The following is a 23,054-nucleotide window of genomic DNA, read 5'->3' on the forward strand; positions in this document are numbered from 1 at the left end:
TATGAAAGGAATTAGAAATTATGGAGAGAATAATTGAAGATTTAAAACAATACAAGCAATTAGAGCTAATACAGCATCTAGAAAAGTTGTCCTTAATAAAACAAGAAAAGCTAATTAAAAGTATTACAAACTTAGATAAAGCATTTAGTATATATTCCTTATCTAAAATGAATGAAAATAATGCTAGTAGCAATGATAAAATAACAGCAGCAAAACATTTTGATATTGAAGATGCTAGTAATAAAGAAGAGTTATTTAAGCTTGGAATAGAAGCTTTGAAAAATGGAGAAGTAGCTATTTTATTATTAGCAGGAGGGCAAGGAACAAGATTAGGACATAATGGACCTAAGGGAACTTATAGCATAGGATTGCCTTCAGGAAAATCTTTTTTTCAATTACAGGCTGAACAACTAACTTATATGAAAACATTAACAGGGAAAAGTATTCCTTGGTATATTATGACTTCTTTGGAGAATAATTATGATACCATTAAAACATTCAAGGAAAATAATTATTATGGACTTGAGGAAAGTGCAATAAATTTTTTCATTCAAGATGAGCTTCCTATAATAAGTTTTAATGGAGATTTACTTTTAAAAAATGATACGGAAATTCTGAAAGGGTCAAATGGAAATGGAGGAGTTTTTGAATCACTTATTAAATCAGACAATATAAAGAGAATGAAAAATCAAGGTGTAAAATGGTTGTTTATTTATGGAATTGATAATATGTTAGTTAAAGTAGCAGACCCATACTTTATTGGATTTACAATTAAATCTGGGCTTGATTGTTCAAGTAAATCTGTTAAAAGACTTGATCCTGAAGAAAATGGAGGAGTTTTTTGTTATAGAAATAATAAGCCATCTATTTTGGAATACACTGAAATTGATGATGAAATTAAGTATTCAGTGGATGATAATGGTGAATTAAAATATAATGATTTAAATATTCTTTGTCATATGATTAAATTAGATGCACTTGAAAATATAGCAAAAGAAGAACTTCCATATCACAGAGCAATTAAGTCATATGAAGTGCTAAGTGAAAATGGCAAAAATAAGGTTGAAAAGGGTTATAAATTCGAAATGTTTATTTTTGATATTTTCAATAAGTTACAGGACATGGCAATTATGAGAGTTAACAGAGAATTAGAGTTTTTACCAGTTAAAAATAAGTCAGGAAAAGATAGTGCCGAGGTTGCGAGAGAAGTGTATTTGGAATTAAGCAAAAACTGGCTTATTAAGCAAGGTACATCAAAAAACATCCAAGACAATAAGGAGGTAGAAATACCAATTACTACACTTTGGTATAAAAATAGCTTAGATTAAGCTCTATGAAAAGCTTAGATAAAAAGCTTTATGCAATGATATAAGGAAGGAGTAGATAAGGTGATTATCTACTCCTTTAACTTATTGAATAATTCTCTGCAACTAGAATTTAATTGATAGATTTCATGTTCACTTACATTTATCATTTAAACCTTGAAGTTCATACCTTTTTTAAATATAAAATTTACACAAAAATGAGAAGATATAGTGTTCAAAAAATTTTTTCTAACGTAGATGCTTTCATTTCCTGAATAATATAATAAATATATTTTGTATCATATGATAGATTGATAAGTGCTATATTGCTCAATGCAATATAATATAATTTATCTAGAAAACAAGTTAACTTAATATTTGGAGGGAAATATTAAGTTGTGATTAATACTGAAAACATAATGGCTTAATGAGTCTTTATTAGGTTTATGAAAATCCTTATTTTTATAAAGAGTCATCAAAGGCTCATCAAACATATAAAAAGCATAAATAAATGTATAAAATAGGAATAATATGTTAAAATAGAATTAAGTATATTGGACAAGGTTCATGCCTTACAAGAGCCAACAAAATTACAAGAGAATAAAGGGGGATGTCCTATGATTATAAACTTCATTAGAAATATAACAAAAAGATTTAGTGGTATCACCTTAAACATTGGACCAGTTGGATTTAACTTTGATAGAGATGGCTCTTGTCGAGTATATGATTTAAAGTGAAGAGTTATATAAATATATTTTAGGAGGAAACATGGGGTTATTTGGTAGAGATTATAGGTTCTTAACACAAGAAGAAAGGAAACAATGGGATGAGGTTCTAGAGAGAGAAAAATATAATGAAGATGGTAGTAGATTACCAATAGGGAAACGAAATTTGTTTAGAGAATATCCGAAAGCAGCAAGATATTATGATCAATTATTTCCTAATAATTATTTAGATATTGTTGAATTAAAGGATATAGAAAAATTACAGTCGTTTAATGAAGGTTTTAAAACTTTGTTAGATTCTAATTGTAATGAACGAGAAATATTGAATTATATAAAAGATAATAAGGCATATTACATTATAGGTTCTATATTTTCACAATATAATTTTGGACATCATGAAGCATATATTTTTCCAGAATTTCAGTTAGGTATAACTTATAGAGTAGACTATTTATTAGTAGGAAAAAGTTCTGGAGGTTATGAATTTATATTTATTGAATTAGAACATCCTTGTGGTAGTATAACTAAACAGGATGGCAAATTAGGGGGAGTATTTAGAAAAGGAATTGAACAAACTAAGGATTGGAAAAGATGGCTTGATAGAAATTATCAATCACTTAGAGAAAATTTTGCCAATAATATTAGAGATCATGATCGATTACCAAGTGAGTTTATAGAATATGATTCAACAAGAATACATTATGTTGTAATTGCAGGAAGAAGAGAAAATTTTAAGGAAAATACTTACTGCATAAAGAGAGAATATCAAAAAGATCAAAATATAATACTTTTACATTATGATAATCTTTTAGATTTCTCTAAAAATATTATTGGAAAATTATCATATTAAATATGGGAGAATATATATGTTTGATGTGGTGTGGAAAAATATAATTTTTAATAAAGGAAAAACATTTGTAACTAAAAGTAATATTGAATTTAAATATAAAGTTAAGGGAAATGATATTATTCCTTATAGAACAAACTACCCATTAAATAAAAATGATTTTAAGAAGGCATATAACTTATTACCGTTAGATGGACCAGGAAAGATAAACAATATAGTTAGAGGACCAGCATATGTTTAGGCTATATTAAATGATAATAGAATTATAGAATAATATAAGCCACACAATTATTCTTGTGTGGCTTGTCCGTTAAGGCTTGTATCTAAGGCATTTAGAGCATTTTTAATCATATTTTTGTTCCTGTGTTGATAAGTATTTCTAGTAAAACAGGAGTATAGTGTCCTAATAGATCACTAACTGTTTTTTCATCAACACCTAAAAGATAAAGTTGTTGTGCACAGCAGTGTCTAGTGTCATGGAATCGCATCTCTGATAAATTTAATTTTTTTTAGAGTTCTCTTTAAACTACTAGTTAGTGAAGATGGATTATAATTACATCCATTATCTTTGCATATAACAAGATTATGTTCATTTACCATGACTTTCTCCTTTAAAGATTTTTGATATTCCTGTAGTTCAAGCAATAGTTTAAATACTGAATTAGGTATTGGATTAATTCGGACAGAACCCTTAGTTTTTGGTTCTTTAAATATAGGTCCTTTCGTAGTTAATACTAGTTGCTTAGTTATACTCAATTCTTGTTCCTCAAAATTTATACTATCCCAAGTAAGTCCTAGTATTTCTCCACGCCTCATGCCCATCTGAAAACCTAAGGTAAAAGCAACTTTATGAGTTTAGGTAGGTGCAGAATTTATAACTCTTTGAATATCTTCTAATATTGATATCATTAAAAGTTATTTTGTTATCTCCTTTAGTAAAATAAATGTAGTTTTCTTCGATTCTCATAAACATCAATCATTTCAATATTTATATTTGTAAATGTTGTAAACAACAAAAGTTTGTATAAGTATTTACAGTCAATACAATATAAATAACCAATAGAGGAAAATCAAATTTTTAATTCAATTTTATTTGGAAACTTTATAAAAAGTGGTTTCAGAATCGAAAGGGAATTTTAGAAACGATTTCCTTATAGAGATAATAAAACCTAAAGCACCCCCTAAATACTACTGAATTTAACCTTGAAATGATTTATATGAGTTCTAAATCAATATAATTACTTTAGAAACCATTTGTGTTAAAATTATGTATAGTAAGTAGTGAAGGAGATAAAATTTATGGTAAAAAAATTTTTTGAAGAGTTGAATAAAAATACACCTAGAGAACTTGAAAATTTATTTTTAGAAATTGATGAGTTAATTACAGATATTAATCCTATCAACTTAATGGAATATTTGTCAGTAATATCAATTTTTTCTGAAGAAAATTATTCTGACAGTAATTTCTTACAAATATCACAGTTGGAGTATATTTGCGGATTAATGTTGAAGAAGAAATATAATGAAAATAATAATAATAAAATTGCTCCAAAACGGATTCAAAAAATCCAAGATTGTATTAATAAATTTTTCACTTTATGGACATTATCTGACTATTATAGAAGAATAGATAAAACTAAAAGTAATAAAGAGAATGAAAAGAATATTATGATCTCTTCTTTATCTATTAATTATGGTATCGTAAGAGGAGATGCATTTGGAGATCAAATAATAAATCAAATGGTTGGTTTATTTGAAAAATATGATGAATGGATTATGAAAAATGAAGGATTTACAATAAGAGAAGCAATATTATTTTTTGAAAAGATAAAAGAGAGATATGAAAGGTTGTTAAATAAATGTAGAAATAATATTATTAATTCTAGTGAAGATATGGTAAATGAATTAATTAATAACAAAGATAACATAAAGAATAATTTGCCACTATCAATATTCAAAAAAATATTCAAAGGTAAAAAGAAAAATTTAGTACAAAGTAGTGCAGCATTTCTTTTTGATTGCACATATAAAGGTACACTAACTTTTACAATTGAAAGTTTCTGCGAGGAAGAAGATATAACTAACGTTGAATCCTTTAGAAAGTTTATAGATAGATTTTCATCAGAAATCAATAAGGATTTAAATAAAAAATTTAAGTATCCTTCAGATAACAATATTATAAGGGAAAGACCAATAATGAGATATAATGATAAATATGTAGTATCTAATCTTTCTAGTTTAATTTCAACCATTCAATATGAAATTGAGAATGATATGAAAAAAAATAAAATATGGGATAAATATCAGAAAAACAAGGGAGATTATCTTGAAAATAGGACAAAGGTTATATTAGAACAAATATTACCAAGTTCTAAATCATATGAATCATTACTTTATGATTTTGTTGAGAATACAGGAGAAGTTAGAAGATGTGAATTGGATTTATTATTAGTATATGATAATAAGATATTTTTAGTAGAATCTAAAAGTGGATTATTTCATACACCAGCAAGGAGAGGAGCATTAAAAAAATTAGAAAACAATATTAAAGAAAATATTGAATATGCTTTTGAGCAAGCGAGTAGAGCCAAGCAATATATAAATGATAATGAAGAAGCAATATTTTATGATGAAAATGGAAATAAAGTAGTGGAGATTAGAGGTAGTGATTATAGTGAGGTTTTTATAATAAATACTACGATGGAGAATTTTGGAGAAGTAGCAACATCAATTAATAAATTCAAACAAATGGGACTATATAACAACGATGAGTACCCCTGGTCAGTAAATATCAATGATTTAGATATTATAAAAGATTTTATTGAATATCCTTTTCAATTCATACATTATATTCATAGAAGGTTAAAAATAAATAATCGCTCAAATGAAATAGCAGAAATAAAGTGTAATGATGAGTTAGATTTATTTATTCATTATTTACAGAATAATCTTTACTATGATGATTGTGAGGAATATAATTTAGTTATGATTCCTGATTCTTCAGAAATAATAAATGAATATTATTTAAGTAAAAACAAGGATTTAATAATTAAACAGAATATAGACAATGATTTTAAAAGAATTTTAATTGATATAGAAAAGTTAAATACATTTGGCTACACTGATATAATAGTATCACTTTTGGAATTAGATGGTTTTACTAGAAATGAGATTATTGATAATTTAAAGTTACAGATGGAAAGAACGAAAGTAGATAAAAAAATTCATGATGTAACATCTATAGTATTAAATAATCCTAATGACAAAAGAACTGGAATTGGAGTTACAATTTTTACTGCATTATCATCGATGAGAGCGGATGTAGGGAAGAGGCTAGAAGGGTATTGTAGGTTAAAGAAGTATCAACAAAAATCATATGAGTGGATTGGGATTTGTAAATTTATAGATGATCCATTATGGAGTATTAACGAGGTAATGTATTTTAAATGGGAAGAAGAACAAAATTTACATTATGATAAATTAGTTGAAGAAAATCTAACTAAACCATTAACTTGGGCTAATAAGGTTGGGAGAAATGACATGTGTCCATGTGGAAGTGGTATAAAATTCAAAAAGTGTCATGGTAAGAATTGAGTCATCAAAAAGATCATCAATGAGTCATCACTAAATAGAAATAATGGACGAAATATTACTAAAAAAGACCCTTTGTACATAATGGATAAGGGAGATGTTCTTATACTTTTAATTCGAAAACAAGTTTTTATAAAGAGTAATCCAAGGCTCTCAAGCGTATAAAAGACATAAATAGTTATATGAAACAAGAATAATATGTTAAAATAGTATTGTATTAAACATTGCATCATTTAGATTTGATTTTTTATAGTAATATTAAATTAAGTGTTGAAGAAGTTGTTGATAAAGTACTTAAATTAATATAAAGCAAATTGTGTTTATGAATTAACTATAAGCACAATTTGCCTCAAGTATTACTTTTTATATAAAAGCTCAATATCACCATCTACAAAGCCAAGTCCTATAGCTTCTAGTTCTTTTAGCATAGTAGCATGCTTACCATTGTTAAGATAGTTTTTAATTATATTAGATATAAGAAGTAAACCATCTTCCCAGTTCTCAATATCCTTAGTTATTGGTATAAGAAATAAATTTTCTTCAGTAGAAAAAATTTCTTCACAAGCCCAATCTTCATCATCTTCATTAAAGCTATCAGTTGCTATTAATTGAATATCGTAAGTTTTATCAGAACCTTCATACAAATTAAAGTTAATAGCTACAGCTTTAGAGGGAAGTTTTTTTAAACAGTTATCCAGCCATTCTGCAAAATCTTCACTATACAAAATAAAGTCCTCCTTTTAGTTTTATTAAATAATCTCATAAATTATCTTTGGAATTAGTTCCTTTCGTATCTTCTTTCTATATAGGTGTTCTTCCTCATTTATTTCGTTGAATAGGGACTTCTTTTGAAGAGTATTGTCAGATATACTGAAAATAGCTACAGCTGGTATATTACAAAGAGAACTTGCCTTAAATACAGCAGCAGTTTCCATTTCAATACTATTACAGCCTAAATTTAAAATGTGTTCCAAATGAGCAAATTCAGCAAATATAGTATCAATACTAAAGTTGTTAACCAAATGATAAGTAACATTTTCATCACTACATAGTTTTTTAGTTTTATCAATAAGTGTATTATTAAACTCATCATCAGGATAGTATTTTTCACCGAAGCAATCCTTAGTAATATCCTTCTGTAAGTACCTGCATACCCCATCACCACAGATAGAGAATAAAGGAATTGCAATGTCACCAATATTCATATTTGAATTTAGTGCACCAGAAGAACCAAGGAAGATAAGCTTCTTACAATTAGTAGTACCTAAAGCTAGTATTGCATCTGTGCACATACTTGCACCCATACCTGTTTTGATAAAAGTAAATTTTTTATCAAACAAAGTACAATCCCAGACCTTAATACAACCATCTTTAATTAAAGTTGATTCTATATTAGCTAATCTATCAGGCTCCCACCAAGGTGCAACAATAACAGTTTCTCTAATAGAAGTACTATCACAACCTAAGGAAGTCTTGCAAAGAAGCTCCCTTGAAGTACCGTAGTTTAAATGACCATTTATTAAAAAGTTATACATAGTGATCTCCCTTATTACGTTATTTTATTTAAATTTTACATTATTATTTTAATTAAGTATATATTTTACAATGAATAACGTGGATGAAAATTAAGGAAAAATAGAAACAACGGAATGCTTTAGAAGAGATAATGACTTTAGAGATGTTTTCAAAATAAAATCATATAGTTAAAAATTTATTAAATTATTTAAAAGGAGTTTTATATTTAGTTGTATAAAAATAATTATATGGTAGAATAAAATTAATATTAACTATTTGAAACTTTAACCAGATTAAGCGAAGTTAATCTTAAGGTTAAATATACTTATAAATTTGAAAACGGTCACAATTTTATAAGTAAGCGATAAGAAGGAGAGCTTTATGGCAGAGATTAAGTATGAAATAAAAGAGGAGCTTGGGCTAATATCAGAATCAGCTAAGGGTTGGAAAAAAGAACTTAACCTAGTTAGCTGGAATGATAAAGAACCTAAATATGATTTAAGAGATTGGGCTCCAGGACATGAAAAAATGGGTAAAGGTATAACATTAAGTTTAGAGGAGTTGAGAGAACTTAAGAAACTATTGAATGCTTTAGATTTATAATATTAATTTTCTTCGTTAATGAAAAGTCGTGAGTTTTATAATCTTGAAAGGAAGGAATTATAATGAGTGGAAATAAGTGTTCTTATTGTGGATCTATAATAGATAACAATGAAGAATTCTGTAATGATCAATGTAAGCATGAGTATAAGGAGTTTAATAAGTTCTTAGAAAAAAGAAAAAATTTCTTTGGAGTCTTAGTGGCTATTAGTATAATAGTAACCTTTTTTGGCTCTATAGTAACAGTAGCAAATGTTACTTTTGGTATTTCAACTGTTGCAATGGCAATGTTCTTACTATGTGGGACAATGTTAGCACTACCTTTTGGTACACCAGAGACATTTGACAGACTAGGAGTAAAAAAGACCGTATTACTTATTAGAATTTTAGCAGTAGTAATTATGATAGTAACTATAATTTGTTTAATAATGTAAATCAGATGTGTATTCTGAATTAGTTATTAAAATATAAATCTAATATAAATAATAAAAATCCAGTATTAAAATTTTATTTTAATACTGGATTTTACTATTGAAAGTATTTGTATATATTATCTGGTACGAAGGTACCTTTTTCACTATAGATAGTCCAATCAGTAAGCATATTTATAGGTATTTCATATATTTCACCATTTGTCATAGTACTTACTCTATAAGCATCATTTATTAATTTTCCTACTAAAACTTCATCTTTAATCTCTTTTAACTCAAACCATAGATGCTCTTTATCATACTCATCTGAAGCGTCATCAGTTAGTATGCCAGCTTTGAATGTATAACCATTAACCTTTTCTAAAAGCTCTTTTTCAAAGGCACTTTTAAAATAATTTAATCTTTTTTTAGCACTTAAAGACATTTTTTCACTTTCTCTATTTGTAACAAAAAATATAGGGTTATTGTGAAATAGAGTATTATATCTTGTAACTTTTTCTATTTTATTATTAAGTACTGCAAATAATACTCCTGATGGTTGTCTATGATAATTATCTCTATCTTCTAAACCTCCTAAAATATCAACTTTCTTTTTAAAAAAAGATTTCTTAGTATACTCCTTTAAGGCTTCTTCCCAAGGTATCCATGTGTAATTTAAATAAATACTACTTGCATATCCAACTTGTATTGAGTGCTTTCTTTTTATCATTCCTTCTTCAACAAATCTTGATGCTAGTGTGTTTAATGCCTGATAATGGTTTGATGATTCATCACTTATTTCTAGCATTTCTAGTTCTATACAACCACATCTACTTAATCCATGAGTATGAAACCAGTACTTTTTTAGTCCATTTTCTTCACTGTAAACAGCATGAATAGTGTATAGATACATATTTAAAGGCTCAATGTCATCTTCTAAGGTTAGTCTCATCCATTCTCCAGAGGTTATTTTCTCAGAGCTTGAATCTATTAATGCTACATAGTCACTTGAAATACAATTTAATATTTTTAATTGTGCTAAATATGAGTGAGCTGCATTTGTACTAAATCTCATTACAGTAAGAATATTCACTTTTGATTTGTTTATATTACACAATTCATCCTCTGATAGTCCATTCATACTGCTAAGTGAAGAAACATCTATTTCAGCACTTATTGCTCCACCTATATATATTTTTATATCATATTTATAATCTTCATATGTTATTGATCCAACAATTTCATCATCATTTTTTAAGAGTCTAACGTCTTTAAATAAATCACTTTTTTGTAATCTATCTAAAATCTCCTCATAACTTAAAGTTTCAATATCCTCCCTAAGAATTATCCCCATCTCTGATGGAGTATTTATTTGTCCATCTTCAATTAAATTATACAGTTCATTATTTTCCATCTTACCACTCCTTATAAATATTTTTTGAAATTTTTAAAAGTATCGTTACTATTTAGAACTTATTTATACTATTAATTTCTTTAGAAGTACTGTAAATATATAGCTTCAGTTTATTTATATATACTAAATTATTTCAATGGATTTAAACCTGAATATAGTTCAGTTATAATTTTTCTTAGAGATTAAAGGATTTCGCTATCTTTGATAAGAGTTCTAATTAAAAAATGTTCATAAGCATATATTAAATTTGAAAAAAATATCTTTTTTCATCTTGGAATATATACAAAATTATACCATAAAAAATATTTTATGTATAAATAGTGTGTGTAGTATATTAAGTAATATAGGTATACTAAGAAGATATGTAATTTTAAATATATATTTTTAATAATACACTCAATATATCCTAATTTAAATATAGATGTTACTTAGGGATGTATGTTTTCAATCAAAGAATAATAATTTTAAAATTCATTTATTATTTGATATAATTAGTATATAAAAATTCTTAGAAAAACTATTTTTAGCTTAGAAAAGATATTTGTTATTAATATATAGTTGTGAGGATTAAAAAGAATTTAGGAGCAATTTATGGGGATTAAACAAAAGGAAACATTTAATATAGAATCCAAGGGGATTTTAACTGATCAGTGTAATAGAAACGTAATAACGGGTATAAATGAACATTTATATATAAGACTTAAGAGAAGTATTAAAGAGGCTAAATCCATTGATATTATAGTGTCATTTTTAATGGTATCAGGGGTTAGACTTATTCTTAATGATTTAAAAGAAGCTGTTAGTAGAGGAGTTAAAATTAGAATTTTAACAGGAAACTATCTTAATATAACTGAACCAGCTGCTTTATATTTAATAAGAGGGGAGTTTGGGGATGAGGTAGACTTAAGATTATATAATGTTACTAATAAATCATTTCATCCAAAGTCTTATATTTTTCATAATGATGATAATTCAGAGATATATGTTGGTTCTTCTAATATTTCTTATGGTGCTTTAACTAGTTCAGTTGAATGGAATTATAGGTTTGATAAGAATGGTAATGAAGAAGATTTTAATGCTTTTTATAGAGAGTTTGAAAGTTTATTTTTAAACCATTCTACTATTGTAGATGATGAGGTTCTTAAGGAATACTCAAAGGTTTGGAAAAAGCCTAAGATAATTAAGGAGATAGAAGAGAAGTCAGAGGAAAATCCTAATGTAACTGAACTTATTCAACCTAAAGGTGCTCAAATAGAGGCGCTTTATGAACTTCAAAACTCTAGAAATGAGGGCTTGGATAAAGGTATCGTAGTAGCTGCTACTGGTATAGGTAAAACATATCTTGCTGCTTTTGATTCTTTTAATTATAAGAAAGTATTATTTGTAGCGCATAGAGAAGAAATAATAAAACAAGCTGCTGAGAGTTTCAAGAGTGTTAGAAAAAGTGATGATGTTGGATTTTTCTATGGTGGAGAAAAACACAAGGATAAATCATTAATTTTTGCACTTGTTCAAACCTTAGGAAAGGATGAGTACTTAAATGAAAAAGTATTTCCTAAAGATTACTTTGATTATGTTGTAGTGGATGAATTTCATCATGCAGTTTCTTCACAGTATAAAAAGATAATTGAATATTTTAAACCTAAGTTTCTTTTAGGTTTAACAGCTACACCAGAACGTTTAGATTCTAAGGATGTATTTGCACTTTGCGATTACAATCTTGTGTATGAAGTTAGATTAAAAGAGGCTATAGAAAAGGGTTGGTTGGTTCCTTTTAGATACTATGGTGTTTATGATGAAACTGTGGATTATGATAATATTGATTATAAAAATGGAAAATATGATGATAATCAATTAAATGAAAAGGTAATGGTAGAAGCTAGAGCTGATCTTATACTTAAACATTATTCAAAATACTCAAGTAAAAGAGCTATGGGATTTTGTGCATCTAAAAAACATGCTGAGTATATGGCTCAATATTTCACAGAACAGGGTGTTAAAGCAATAGCTGTTTATTCAGGTGAAATGGGTGAGTATTCAGAAGAGAGAAATAAAGCTATTTCAATGCTTACTAAGGGTGAAGTACAAGTTATATTTTCTGTTGATATGTTCAATGAGGGATTGGATATAAAGGATATAGATATGGTAATGTTCCTAAGACCAACAGCTTCACCAACGGTATTTTTACAACAACTTGGTAGAGGACTTAGAAAATCAAAGGGAAAAGAATACTTAAATGTACTAGATTTTATAGGAAATTATAAGAAAGCTGATTTAATTCCATTTTTATTAGCTGGAAAAGCTTACTCTAAAGTAGGTGTTAAAATTAAGAAGTTAGATGAATATAGTTATCCAGAGGATTGTATAGTTGATTTTGATTTTAGGCTTGTTGATATATTTAAAAAGTTAGCGGAAAGAGAAATGAGTATAAAGGATAAAATCAAAGAGGAATATTATAGAGTTAAAGAAGTAGTGGGAGTAAAACCTTCTAGAATAGATTTCTTTACATTAATGGATGATGATATATATGATAACATAAAATCTAAAAGTGCTATTAATCCATTTACGAATTATTTGGAATTCCTAAAGGAATTAAATGAACTTACGCAAGAGGAAGAATTGCTTTATAATACAAGAGCAAGAGAATTCATTAATATGATAGAAACAACAAGCATGAGTAAGACATATAAAGTTCCATTACTTAAAGCTTTTTATAATAAGGGAGATATAAAACTTAACATAACTGAAGAGGATGTTTATGAAAGTTTTGAAGAGTTTTATAAAAATGGTTCAAATATAATAGACATAAAAAATGATAAAGATAAGAAGAACTTAGATTCATGGGGAAAAAAAGAGTGGATTAAGTTAGCTGTAAAAAATCCTGTGAAATTTATGCTTTTAACACATGGTGACTTTGTAAAGGAAAGAGAAAATTATGTGCTTGGATTAAGCGAAGACTTAGAAGAATTTTTTAAAAATGAGAGCTTTAAAATGCATATGAATGATGCAATAGAACTTAGATTAAAAACTTATTATAAAAATAGAATGATAAAGTAAAAATGATATAATAATATGTACGATTTAATGATAATTTTGTAGTATAGTTAGAATTAATTATAATGCTAAAATAATCAAATTATAGACTACATAGTTTATATGTTAGTCTATGTATAATATAAGATAAGTAAAATTAAGACTTGTGTAAGGATATACACGAGATATATAAAGGAGATATTTAAAATGAAAAAATACGATAAATTAGTTAGAGATAGAATTCCAGAGATAATAAAAGCAGATGGGAAAGAATGTGTAACGAAGGTAGTTCCAATTGAAGAAAGAGCTGAATTATTAGAAAGAAAGCTAATGGAAGAAGTTAATGAATACTTAGAAGATAAGAATTTAGAAGAGTTAGCAGATGTAATGGAAGTTTTATTTGGATTAGCTAAAAATCTTGGTTATAGCGAAGAAGAATTAATAGAAAAAAGAAATGAAAAGCTAGAAGCAAGAGGTGGATTTAAAGAGGGGATAGTGCTTTTAGAGGTTAAATAAATTAATTGAAAAATAGAATAATAATATTTTTCAAAAATAAGAGTTGAACAATTAAATAAACTTTAATGACATTAAGAAAGCTTGCGTATCAAAATTTGAGACGTAAGCTTTTTAATTATAATTAAGGAAGGTTATTTGTATTGGATAAAAATATAAATGAATTTTGAATTAGGGATAGATTTATTATAGAAAAAACAGTTTATTTGTAAATATGATCTATATAATAAAAGTTTTTATAGAATGTTATTATGAGGGGTGCAATGATATGAGAGAACACTATAAGTTTAGCAAGTTATCCCAATATTTAAGGGATAAGGATGAAGATACTATTACTCTAAGTTTCTTAGAAATTGAATCGATATTAGGAGAAAAAATGTGTAAGTCAGCATATAATTATCAAGCATATTGGAGCTTATCTAAGACACATACATTCCCATTAGCTTGGATAAATGAAGGATATATACTGAAAAGTTTAGATTTGAAAAATAGAATTATAATTTTAGATAAGGTTAAATTAGAAAATGCTAAAACAAGAATTGCTACTAGAATTGATTCAAATAAAGTTTCATACTTAGATAATTACATTTTACAAGAAAAAGATATAATAGTGAATGTTTTAAAATATTATAGTGAAACTTTGAAGGATGAAAATAGTAGATACAACTCTTGGAAACATTGTCATGAATACTTCTTAAATAATAGATTTAGAACTAGCGAAGAAATAACAGATAATATGTGCTTACACTTAGCTTTTTATCTTGCTAGTTGGGGAATGTATAGAGGATCATCTTTTCTTTTAAAAAAGGATTACAAAGTTCATAATGAAGTGGTAAAAGAAATTCTAAAAGAAAAATATACTTCTCTATGGGATATAAATTGTGAAGATCTAAGAAATAAGGTGGATTTAGTATTAGAGATTAGTGAAAAAATAAAGAAAATATATATAAAAAAAAGAGAAAGTCTTGATGATTTAGAAGAAGTATCAGATACATTAATTACTAAAATATTAATGGGCACATTTGGATGCGTACCTGCTTATGATAGATTTTTAAAATTAGGACTTAAAATTAAGAAAGTTGGCATTCAAATGTATAATAAAACATCTTTGATAGAATTAATAAGCTTTTACGAAGCAAATAAAATAGCATTTGATGAATGCAAACTATTAGTTAACAAGTGTGGTGATAATTACTCTGAAATGAAATTACTTGATATGTATTTATGGCAAATAGGTTATGATAATTGGAACAAACATTTGTAGAGATCATATTAAATTAACTTTCTATAAGGTAAGAGCTCTATAAATGTATTGTGATAAACTTTTATAACTTATTTTATTAAGCTAATGGGAATAATATAAAAAGGAGGAGTAACTCAATGTATATATTAGTTAGTGTAATAAGTGAACTTTTAAGAACATATATATTTCCCAATCCATTTACTAAATTATTTGAACTATATTTTTCAGGTTCTGCACTAAGTTCATCAGCTTCAATGTTAGCAGATATATTTAATTATTTATTAGGAGGAATAATTTTATATGGTATCTGTTATAATATGGTAGGAATAGTTTATAATAAAGGAGAGGCGCCTGTTTTAGGATCTATTCTATATGGAAGTATTGTATTAATAAATTCAAAGATGTTAGTTTATATCTTAGAAGGAGTGAATGAATTAAATTTAAAGCTAATATTAATCAAAATTATTATAGGACTAGCTATTGAGATAATAATTTTATACAATATTAGACATGCTAAAAAGTGGATATTAAGCTCGTTATACGGTTATTAGATAAATAAAAACATTTTAATTTTTATAAAAATCAAAAAATAAAATTATTATTTGGTTGGCAATTTGCTTTAGAAGAGAACTCAAAAGTCAAGTTCTTGGTGAATTTATGGATTATCATAATATAAAGATAGATAATATGAACTTATATGAAATTAGAAATAAATTAATTTGAATCAAATATTAAGAATATTCAAATGTATATAAAGGGAAAATATAGTTTGTAAATAACGAAATAATTGACAAGATTGCTTTTCCTATGATATCATCATAGGAATTTAAAAGATTAAAGACAGTGAATGGAGCCAGTAAACAGTTATATCTTAAGAGAACAAAATTCATGGCTGGAAGATTTTGTGGTCACTAATTGTTGAAACCTACTCTATTAGTTGTAAGTTAAGCTTACCGGTTTTAACCCGTTAAAGTTATATAAAGTTGGATTATTAAATTAATCAATTTGAGTGGTACCGCGGAAAGTTTTCGTCTCAATATTTGAGATGGAAGCTTTTATTTTTTTATCATGATAGGAGGAGTATATTTATGTATATGTCTAAGATGTTTATACCAACCCTTAAAGAGGCACCTAATGATAGTGAGATTGCAAGTCATAAGCTTATGATTAGAGCGGGTTTAGCAAGAAGTCTTACTTCTGGTGTTTATAATTATTTACCATTAGGATTACGAGTTTTAGATAATATTAAAAATATAATTAGAGAAGAGTTGAATGAAAAGGATGCTCAAGAGATTTTATGTTCTGCACTTCAACCAAGGGAGCTTTGGGAGGAGTCTGAGAGATGGAGTGATTATGGTAAGGAAATGTTTAGACTTGAAGATAGGAATGGAAGGGCTTTCTGTCTTGGGCCAACTCATGAGGAGGTATTTACTAATATAGTAAGAAGGGAAATTAATTCTTACAAACAGTTACCTATTAACTTATATCAAATTCAAAATAAGTATCGTGATGAGATGCGCCCAAGGTTTGGTTTGCTAAGGAGTAGGGAATTTATTATGAAGGATGCTTATTCCTTTGATAAGGATGAGGCTGGTTTAAATAAAAGTTATGAAGAGATGTATGATGCTTATGGCAAAATTTTCTCTAGATGTGGTTTAGATTGGAGAGCTGTTTTAGCTGATACTGGTGTAATTGGTGGAGCTGGTTCTCATCAATTTATGGCTTTAAGTGAAGTTGGTGAAAGTGATATTTTATATTGTAATAATTGTAGTTATGCTGCTGATAAGGAAAAAGCTGAATTTATGCTAGAAAATCAAGTGTGTGAAGAAGTAAAGTTATGCTGTGAAAAGATTTATACTCCTGATAATAGTAAGATTGAGGAGCTTAGTACATTTTTAGGTGAGAAGAGATCTAAAATTGCTAAATCTTTAGTGTTTAAAGTAAATGGTAAACTTGTTTTAGCTTTAATAAGAGGTGATAGAGAACTTAATATGGTTAAACTTGCTAATGAACTTAAGACTATTGAGGAATATATTGAGATGGCAAGTGAAGAGGATATAAGAGGGGCAGGTAGTGAGCCTGGATATATTGGACCAGTGAATTTAGAAAATGTTGAAATATTAGTTGATAGGGAAATTCAGCAGTTAAGTAATTTCTACACTGGAGCAAATGAAAAAAACTATCACTTGAAAAATGTGAACTTTGGAGTTGATTTTAAAGGGAAAGTTCTAGATTTAGTTGATGCTTCTGAAGGAGATAAATGTCCTCATTGTGGAAATTTAATGAGAATGGAAAGAGGTATAGAGGTAGGTCAGTTATTTAAATTAGGTACTAAATATAGTAATTTAATGCAATGTAACTTTTTAAATGAAAAGGGTGAGAATATGCCTATGATTATGGGATGTTACGGTATAGGAGTTACACGTACATTAGCGGCTATAATAGAAAAGCATCATGATGATAAGGGAATAATATGGCCTCTTGAAGTTGCTCCATATAAGGTTATAGTAATACCAGTTAATCATAAGGATGAGGCACAAATGAATGCTGCAAAGGATATATATAGGAGTTTAAGGAGCATAGGACTTGATGTTATTTTGGATGATAGGGATCAAAGAGCTGGTGTTAAGTTTAAGGATGCTGATTTGATTGGTATACCACTTAGAATTACCATTGGTAGAAAGATAAGTGAAGGTATAGTTGAATATAAGGAAAGAAGTAATGATAATATCGAAGAAATAAGCATTGATTCGCTTTTACAACGTGTACAGGATTTTATAGTGAAGAAGAATTAATAGAAAAAAATGAAAAGCTAGAAGCAAAAGGTGGATTTAAAGAGGGGATAGTGCTTTTAGAGGTTAAATAAATTAATTGAAAATGGGTATTAAAAGAACATTGTGAACTTCCATTTATTAAGTGAATAAGGGAGTTCATAATGTTCTTTTTATTTTAGGTACTTTAATAAATGCTTAAGGAGCTGATATTATATTAACACGGTAATAATGTAGAAAGGTTATAGTTATAATTTAAGCTTTTTTATATTACAAAAATGTAATGTTAATGAAAAGTAAATCAATATCTAATAAGTTGTTAATACTATATACTGAGTTCATAGGTTTTAAATAAGGAGATGATTTTTGTTGAAGATATATGAATTATTTAAGATGATATGTTTAGTTATTTTTGCTGGGTATGATGAAGAGGTTTTAAAGGCCAATAATATGATGTAAATATAGATTTAATAATAGATTTAGGAGAGGAGAAGAGGGTTATGAAAAATATTTTAAAGGTTGAGAAGATTGAGAAGTACTATGGGAATAGAGACAATGTAACAAAGGCTATAGATAATATAAGCTTTCAAGTTGATGAGGGGGAGTTTGTTGGTATAATGGGGCCTTCTGGTAGTGGTAAGACTACTTTACTTAATTGTATTTCAACTATAGATACTGTTACAACAGGAAAAATAGTAATAAATGATGAGGATATTACAAGATTGAAGTCAAAGAAGCTTGATAAGTTTAGACAAAATGAGCTTGGTTTTATATTTCAAGATTTTAATTTGTTAGATACTTTAACAGCATATGAGAATATAGCTTTAGCTTTAACTATTAAGGGTGAAAAGCCATGTGAAATTGAGGGGAAGATTAAGGACGTAGTGAAGTATTTAGATATTGAGGATGTTTTACATAAGTATCCTTATCAAATGTCTGGTGGTCAAAAACAAAGAGTTGCTTCAGCTAGAGCTATTGTTACTGATCCATCTTTAGTTCTTGCAGATGAGCCAACAGGTGCATTGGATTCAAAATCAGCAAGGTTATTGCTTGAAAGGTTTGAGAGTTTAAATAAGGATTTAAAGACAACTATTTTAATGGTTACTCATGATGCTTTTACTGCAAGTTATGCTCATAGAATTTTGTTTATTAAGGATGGTAATATTTTTACTGAATTAGTAAGGGGAAATGACTCTAGAAAGGAGTTCTTCAATAGAATAATTGAGGTAATAACTTTAATTGGAGGGGATGATGGGAATGTATTTTAAAATAGCTTTTGGTAATGTAAAGAAGAGCTTTAAGGACTATACGATATACTTTTTAACTTTAACTTTAGCAGTATGTATATTTTATAGCTTTAATTCCATAGAGTCACAGAAGGCACTAGTCGAGATGTCTGCATCAGGTAAGGAGTATGCGAGTATGCTTACTCAAATTATATCTTATGTATCAGTTTTTGTTGCTGTTATCCTAGGAAGTCTTATCTTATATGCTAATAATTTCTTAATAAAAAAGAGAAATAAAGAGCTTGGTATTTATATGACTTTGGGCATGGGTAAACAAAAGATTTCTAGAATTCTTATTATGGAAACAGTTATTGTTGGTATGTTATCTTTGGTAAGTGGATTGATTCTAGGGCTTATAACATCTCAGGGGTTATCTGTAGTAGTTTCTAAGCTTTTTGAAGTTAAGATGAGTGAATATAATTTTGTAATATCTATAGCTGCTATAGGTAAGACTGTGCTTTATTTTGGCATAATGTTTATGCTTGTAATGATATTTAATACTTATGTTATTTCAAAGTATAAGATAATTGATTTATTAACAGTGGGTAAGAAAACAGAGGAGATAAGGTTTAAGAGTCCATTTGTTTATTTGATAGCTTTTGTTTTATCTATGGTATCTTTAGTTACAGCGTATAAGTTTATAATTGATGTTGGATTAATTGCCTCGGATCCTAAATTTCTTATGTCAATTATACTTGGTGTAATAGGTACGGTGTTATTTTTCTTTAGCTTAGCTGGATTTATGTTGTATATAGTTAAAAAAAGCAAGGGTATTTATTTTAAGGGACTTAATATTTTTACAATAAAACAAATAAATAGTAAGATTAATACTAATTTTTTATCTATGAGTGTTATCTCTTTGATGTTATTTCTTACAATATGTGTCTTATCTACTGGCTTTAGCTTTAAGTCAGCATTGGAGGCTGGATTAAAGGGTGCAACTCCTTTTGATGCAAGTGCTAATATGTTTATAAATCCCGATTACAAGCTTCAAAGTATTGAGGAAGCCTTTAAGGTTGCAGGTATTAATTTTCATGAGGATGATAAGATTGCATATTACAATGAGTACAGAGATGATACTGTGATTTCAGATATTATTACATTAAATAATGATGTTAAGGATATGTATTTTCATGTGAGTTTTATTAAAGTTTCTGAGTATAATAGAATAAGAGAATTGGATAATGAGGAGCCTATAGAGTTACAAGATAATGAGGTTTTAATTACATCAAATTTTTCTAAGGTATTACCTTATATAGAAGAATATATGAGTGAAAATCATAGTGTGAAAATTAAGGATAAGGTCTATAAAATAAAAAATGATAAAGTAATTAAGCATAATTTAAGAACTTACTATATGCAAAATAATATGTTATCAATAATAATTAATGATGATTTTTGTAATGGTATAGAATTATCTTCAAGTAATATTAATATTAATTTTGGTGGAAACGATAAAATTCAAAGAGAAAGTGATTTTATATCTAATATGAACCGAGTTTACGGTGACCCTAATAGAGATTATGATAAGGTAGGCTTTGCATTAGGGAATACTAGAACTGAAGTTTATGGGGAAGTCAAGGGTATGAGTACTACTGTATTGTTTGTAGTAATATATTTAGGAATTGTTTTTCTAATAAGTAGCATGGCTGTTTTAGCTTTACAACAATTAAGTGAAGCAAGTGATAGTATTAATAGATATGTAGCTTTAAAGAAGCTTGGTGCAAATAAAAAGAGTATAAACAAGACTATATTTTATCAGACTTTAATTTACTTTAGTCTTCCAGTTTTATTAGCCTTTATTCATTCTATAGTTGGTATAAAGGTAACTAATGAGTTTATTACTATGTATGGTAGTACGGATATAAGTGCATCATCTTTTATAACAGCGCTTATTTTCATTGTGGTATATGGAATATATTTTTACACAACATACACTGGTTATAAAAATATTGTTAAAAACAAAATAGCATAGATATATAAAAATCTATTTAGAGCAAGATGTTGCACTGAATAGATTTTTGCTATAATTAATTAAATAAGTAATTGGGATAATATTATTAGAAATCTATGATTATTATGGGAGGAAGGTTAATTGAAAAAGATAGTTATAGTTGAGGATGATAGTATAATTAGAGAGGAGCTTCAAAGCTTTTTAAGAAGATATAACTATGAAGTTGTAGTTTCAGAGGATTTTGAAAATATAGTAGAGTTTATATTAAATGAGAAAGCTGATCTTATATTATTAGATATTAACTTGCCTATTTATGATGGTTATTACATATGTAGAGAAGTACGAAAAAAGTCAGAGGTTCCAATAATCATTGTAACTAGTAGGGACAGTGATATGGATGAATTAATGAGTATGAATTTAGGGGCCGATGATTTTGTTACAAAGCCTTATAATACAGAGATACTTTTAGCTAGAATTGGAGCATTACTAAAGAGAACTAGTGGAAATTCAACAATAAGCAGTTGTTTAACTTATAAGGAGTTTAAATTGAATTTATCTAATGCTACTGTTCTATATAAGGATGAGGAGCTAGAGTTAACTAAAAATGAGGTTAAAATTCTTTCATATTTAATAGAAAATAAGGGAGCTATAGTGTCTAGAGAAGCTCTTATAGAGCATTTATGGAAGTCGGATTATTTTGTTGATGATAGTACACTGTCTGTTAACATAACTAGGTTGCGTAAAAAATTAGAGGGTATTGGTATAATGAATGCTATAGAAACAAGAAGAGGGCTGGGTTATATAATGATATGAAAATTTTGGATTTTTTAAAGGAAAAGGCTGTATTTTTATCTTTAAATATTATTTTTTTTATTGTGGTTATGAGCAGTATGGTAGCTGTAAAAACTAGTTTAGTAATGATGTTTGTAGTTTGGTGTATATGGTTTTTGCCTTTATTTAGTTATATGATTATAGATTATATAAAATATAAAAGGTATTTTAGTAATATAGAAAATGTTTTGAAGAATCTAGATAAAAAGTATTTATTGCCTGAAGTCATAGAAGAAGAGAGTTTTTTAGTAGGTGAGAAATTTAATGAGTTATTAAGGATTTTAAGCAGAGATATGCATGAGAATGTTAAATATTATAGAGATATGCAAGAGGAGTATAGAGAATATATAGAAATGTGGGTTCATGAAATTAAAACTCCTATAGCATCATCTAAGCTTTTAATCGAGAATAATAGCAATGAAGTTACTAAGAAGATAGATACTCAAATAGATAAAATTGAAAATTATGTAGAACAGGTATTATATTATTCAAGAAGTGATGAGGTTGGTAAGGATTACATAATAAAAGAAGTTAAGCTTGGTGAATTAATAAGAAAGGTTATAAAGAGGAATCATAGGGATTTTATAAGCAAAAAGATAGTGTTGCAGTTAGATGATATTCCTGAAATTGTGTACTGTGACGCAAAATGGCTTGAATTTATATTGAATCAAATAATAGGGAATGCAATAAAGTATTCAAAAGAAAAGGAAAGTAGTATTAAAGTTGAAACTAAAGAATTCTCTAATTCTGTGGTATTAAATATAAAGGATACCGGAGTTGGAATAATAGATAGAGATGTAAATAGAGTCTTTGAAAAGGGATTCACAGGAGAAAATGGTAGAATCTTTGGAAAAAGTACTGGTATGGGATTATATTTATGCAAGAAGCTTTGTGATAAATTAGGTTTAGGATTAAAACTTGAATCCAAAGAAAATAAAGGAACAAGGGTAAGCGTAATATTTCCTAAATACAAGTTGTAGATAAAGTTGATTTAAATAAATAGTAAATATAATTTCA

The 23,054-nt window shown here is 27.4% G+C and carries 19 protein-coding genes, 1 pseudogene and 1 other annotated feature; of the genes and pseudogenes, 15 read left to right on the forward strand and 5 right to left on the reverse strand.

Features of this window, described 5'->3' with window-relative positions; translation table 11 throughout:
- Positions 1-20: 20 nt before the first annotated feature.
- The 3 genes from BUA48_RS05780 (at position 21) to BUA48_RS05790 (ending at position 3,117) form a co-directional block, all read left to right on the forward strand.
- Positions 21-1,328 (forward strand): UTP--glucose-1-phosphate uridylyltransferase, encoded by a 1,308-nt coding sequence (locus BUA48_RS05780; protein WP_072831013.1) that lies wholly within the window; start codon positions 21-23, stop codon positions 1,326-1,328.
- A gap of 744 nt (positions 1,329-2,072) precedes the next feature.
- A complete protein-coding gene (locus BUA48_RS05785; protein ID WP_072831015.1) occupies positions 2,073-2,879 on the forward strand; it encodes a Shedu anti-phage system protein SduA domain-containing protein in 807 nt (268 codons plus the stop codon).
- 16 nt (positions 2,880-2,895) lie between these two features.
- Complete coding sequence (locus BUA48_RS05790) at positions 2,896-3,117, forward strand: hypothetical protein (protein ID WP_072831017.1); 222 nt, start codon at positions 2,896-2,898, stop codon at positions 3,115-3,117.
- A gap of 106 nt (positions 3,118-3,223) precedes the next feature.
- Here the strand turns inward: BUA48_RS05790 and BUA48_RS16015 are convergent, their stop codons facing one another.
- Together BUA48_RS16015 and BUA48_RS05800 are read right to left on the reverse strand one after the other, a co-directional pair.
- Positions 3,224-3,364 (reverse strand): site-specific integrase, encoded by a 141-nt coding sequence (locus tag BUA48_RS16015; protein WP_084666108.1) that lies wholly within the window; start codon positions 3,362-3,364, stop codon positions 3,224-3,226.
- Positions 3,351-3,716 (reverse strand): annotated as a pseudogene (locus tag BUA48_RS05800) (site-specific integrase); the annotation flags it as partial. The gene BUA48_RS16015 and the pseudogene BUA48_RS05800, both read right to left, overlap by 14 nt.
- 459 nt (positions 3,717-4,175) lie before the next feature.
- On the opposite strand from BUA48_RS05800, the gene BUA48_RS05805 reads away from it, so the two are divergent.
- The gene (locus tag BUA48_RS05805; RefSeq protein ID WP_072831021.1) at positions 4,176-6,470 is read left to right on the forward strand and encodes a YecA family protein; all 2,295 of its coding nucleotides are present in this window, start codon (positions 4,176-4,178) and stop codon (positions 6,468-6,470) included.
- A 353-nt stretch (positions 6,471-6,823) separates the two neighbouring features.
- Here the strand turns inward: BUA48_RS05805 and BUA48_RS05810 are convergent, their stop codons facing one another.
- Both BUA48_RS05810 and BUA48_RS05815 read right to left on the reverse strand, forming a co-directional pair.
- Entirely contained in the window at positions 6,824-7,192 is a 369-nt protein-coding gene (locus tag BUA48_RS05810; RefSeq protein WP_072831023.1) for a hypothetical protein, read from the reverse strand.
- A 24-nt stretch (positions 7,193-7,216) separates the two neighbouring features.
- Entirely contained in the window at positions 7,217-8,002 is a 786-nt protein-coding gene (locus BUA48_RS05815) for a phosphorylase family protein (RefSeq protein WP_072831025.1), read from the reverse strand.
- A 361-nt stretch (positions 8,003-8,363) separates the two neighbouring features.
- Here BUA48_RS05815 and BUA48_RS05820 point away from each other — a divergent pair, with 361 nt between their 5' ends.
- Both BUA48_RS05820 and BUA48_RS05825 read left to right on the forward strand, forming a co-directional pair.
- A complete protein-coding gene (locus BUA48_RS05820) occupies positions 8,364-8,585 on the forward strand; it encodes a YdbC family protein (protein WP_072831027.1) in 222 nt (73 codons plus the stop codon).
- Positions 8,586-8,647: 62 nt separating this feature from the next.
- Positions 8,648-9,016: a DUF2116 family Zn-ribbon domain-containing protein gene (locus tag BUA48_RS05825; protein ID WP_072831029.1), complete on the forward strand. Its 369-nt coding sequence runs from the start codon at positions 8,648-8,650 to the stop codon at positions 9,014-9,016.
- A gap of 94 nt (positions 9,017-9,110) precedes the next feature.
- Here BUA48_RS05825 and BUA48_RS05830 read toward each other — a convergent pair whose 3' ends face one another.
- The gene (locus BUA48_RS05830) at positions 9,111-10,406 is read right to left on the reverse strand and encodes a DUF4026 domain-containing protein (protein WP_072831031.1); all 1,296 of its coding nucleotides are present in this window, start codon (positions 10,404-10,406) and stop codon (positions 9,111-9,113) included.
- 591 nt (positions 10,407-10,997) lie between these two features.
- Here BUA48_RS05830 and BUA48_RS05835 point away from each other — a divergent pair.
- From BUA48_RS05835 to BUA48_RS05875, 9 genes are all read left to right on the forward strand, one after another.
- Positions 10,998-13,463: a DEAD/DEAH box helicase family protein gene (locus tag BUA48_RS05835; RefSeq protein ID WP_072831033.1), complete on the forward strand. Its 2,466-nt coding sequence runs from the start codon at positions 10,998-11,000 to the stop codon at positions 13,461-13,463.
- Positions 13,464-13,646: 183 nt separating this feature from the next.
- Positions 13,647-13,955, forward strand: coding sequence for a nucleoside triphosphate pyrophosphohydrolase (locus BUA48_RS05840; RefSeq protein WP_072831035.1), 309 nt, complete (start codon positions 13,647-13,649; stop codon positions 13,953-13,955).
- Positions 13,956-14,220: 265 nt separating this feature from the next.
- Complete coding sequence (locus BUA48_RS05845) at positions 14,221-15,216, forward strand: DUF7662 domain-containing protein (RefSeq protein WP_084666110.1); 996 nt, start codon at positions 14,221-14,223, stop codon at positions 15,214-15,216.
- A 116-nt stretch (positions 15,217-15,332) separates the two neighbouring features.
- Positions 15,333-15,746, forward strand: a complete 414-nt coding sequence (locus BUA48_RS05850; protein ID WP_072831037.1) for a hypothetical protein — start codon at positions 15,333-15,335, stop codon at positions 15,744-15,746.
- Positions 15,747-16,029: 283 nt separating this feature from the next.
- Positions 16,030-16,234 (forward strand) — a binding site (T-box leader).
- 49 nt (positions 16,235-16,283) lie between these two features.
- Positions 16,284-17,990 carry a proline--tRNA ligase gene (locus tag BUA48_RS05855; RefSeq protein WP_072831038.1) on the forward strand — a complete coding sequence of 569 codons (1,707 nt, stop codon included), beginning with the start codon at positions 16,284-16,286 and terminating at the stop codon, positions 17,988-17,990.
- A 476-nt stretch (positions 17,991-18,466) separates the two neighbouring features.
- Positions 18,467-19,234 (forward strand): ABC transporter ATP-binding protein, encoded by a 768-nt coding sequence (locus tag BUA48_RS05860; RefSeq protein ID WP_072831040.1) that lies wholly within the window; start codon positions 18,467-18,469, stop codon positions 19,232-19,234.
- Positions 19,224-21,227 carry an FtsX-like permease family protein gene (locus tag BUA48_RS05865; protein ID WP_072831221.1) on the forward strand — a complete coding sequence of 668 codons (2,004 nt, stop codon included), beginning with the start codon at positions 19,224-19,226 and terminating at the stop codon, positions 21,225-21,227. The genes BUA48_RS05860 and BUA48_RS05865 overlap by 11 nt, the downstream gene beginning before the upstream one ends.
- Before the next feature lie 120 nt (positions 21,228-21,347).
- Entirely contained in the window at positions 21,348-22,019 is a 672-nt protein-coding gene (locus BUA48_RS05870) for a response regulator transcription factor (RefSeq protein ID WP_072831042.1), read from the forward strand.
- The gene (locus BUA48_RS05875; RefSeq protein ID WP_072831045.1) at positions 22,016-23,017 is read left to right on the forward strand and encodes a sensor histidine kinase; all 1,002 of its coding nucleotides are present in this window, start codon (positions 22,016-22,018) and stop codon (positions 23,015-23,017) included. The genes BUA48_RS05870 and BUA48_RS05875 overlap by 4 nt, the downstream gene beginning before the upstream one ends.
- Positions 23,018-23,054 lie beyond the last annotated feature (37 nt).

The organism is Clostridium collagenovorans DSM 3089 (assembly GCF_900130005.1).
Classification (GTDB): Bacteria; Bacillota; Clostridia; order Clostridiales; family Clostridiaceae; genus Clostridium_D; species Clostridium_D collagenovorans.

Coding starts and splice junctions, on each gene's coding strand:
- BUA48_RS05780 (WP_072831013.1), top strand. CDS start 21: ATGGAGAGAATAATTGAAGATTTAAAACAATACAAGCAATTAGAGCTA.
- BUA48_RS05785 (WP_072831015.1), top strand. CDS start 2,073: ATGGGGTTATTTGGTAGAGATTATAGGTTCTTAACACAAGAAGAAAGG.
- BUA48_RS05790 (WP_072831017.1), top strand. CDS start 2,896: ATGTTTGATGTGGTGTGGAAAAATATAATTTTTAATAAAGGAAAAACA.
- BUA48_RS16015 (WP_084666108.1), bottom strand. CDS start 3,364: ATGCGATTCCATGACACTAGACACTGCTGTGCACAACAACTTTATCTT.
- BUA48_RS05805 (WP_072831021.1), top strand. CDS start 4,176: ATGGTAAAAAAATTTTTTGAAGAGTTGAATAAAAATACACCTAGAGAA.
- BUA48_RS05815 (WP_072831025.1), bottom strand. CDS start 8,002: ATGTATAACTTTTTAATAAATGGTCATTTAAACTACGGTACTTCAAGG.
- BUA48_RS05820 (WP_072831027.1), top strand. CDS start 8,364: ATGGCAGAGATTAAGTATGAAATAAAAGAGGAGCTTGGGCTAATATCA.
- BUA48_RS05825 (WP_072831029.1), top strand. CDS start 8,648: ATGAGTGGAAATAAGTGTTCTTATTGTGGATCTATAATAGATAACAAT.
- BUA48_RS05830 (WP_072831031.1), bottom strand. CDS start 10,406: ATGGAAAATAATGAACTGTATAATTTAATTGAAGATGGACAAATAAAT.
- BUA48_RS05835 (WP_072831033.1), top strand. CDS start 10,998: ATGGGGATTAAACAAAAGGAAACATTTAATATAGAATCCAAGGGGATT.
- BUA48_RS05840 (WP_072831035.1), top strand. CDS start 13,647: ATGAAAAAATACGATAAATTAGTTAGAGATAGAATTCCAGAGATAATA.
- BUA48_RS05845 (WP_084666110.1), top strand. CDS start 14,221: ATGAGAGAACACTATAAGTTTAGCAAGTTATCCCAATATTTAAGGGAT.
- BUA48_RS05850 (WP_072831037.1), top strand. CDS start 15,333: ATGTATATATTAGTTAGTGTAATAAGTGAACTTTTAAGAACATATATA.
- BUA48_RS05855 (WP_072831038.1), top strand. CDS start 16,284: ATGTATATGTCTAAGATGTTTATACCAACCCTTAAAGAGGCACCTAAT.
- BUA48_RS05860 (WP_072831040.1), top strand. CDS start 18,467: ATGAAAAATATTTTAAAGGTTGAGAAGATTGAGAAGTACTATGGGAAT.
- BUA48_RS05865 (WP_072831221.1), top strand. CDS start 19,224: ATGTATTTTAAAATAGCTTTTGGTAATGTAAAGAAGAGCTTTAAGGAC.
- BUA48_RS05875 (WP_072831045.1), top strand. CDS start 22,016: ATGAAAATTTTGGATTTTTTAAAGGAAAAGGCTGTATTTTTATCTTTA.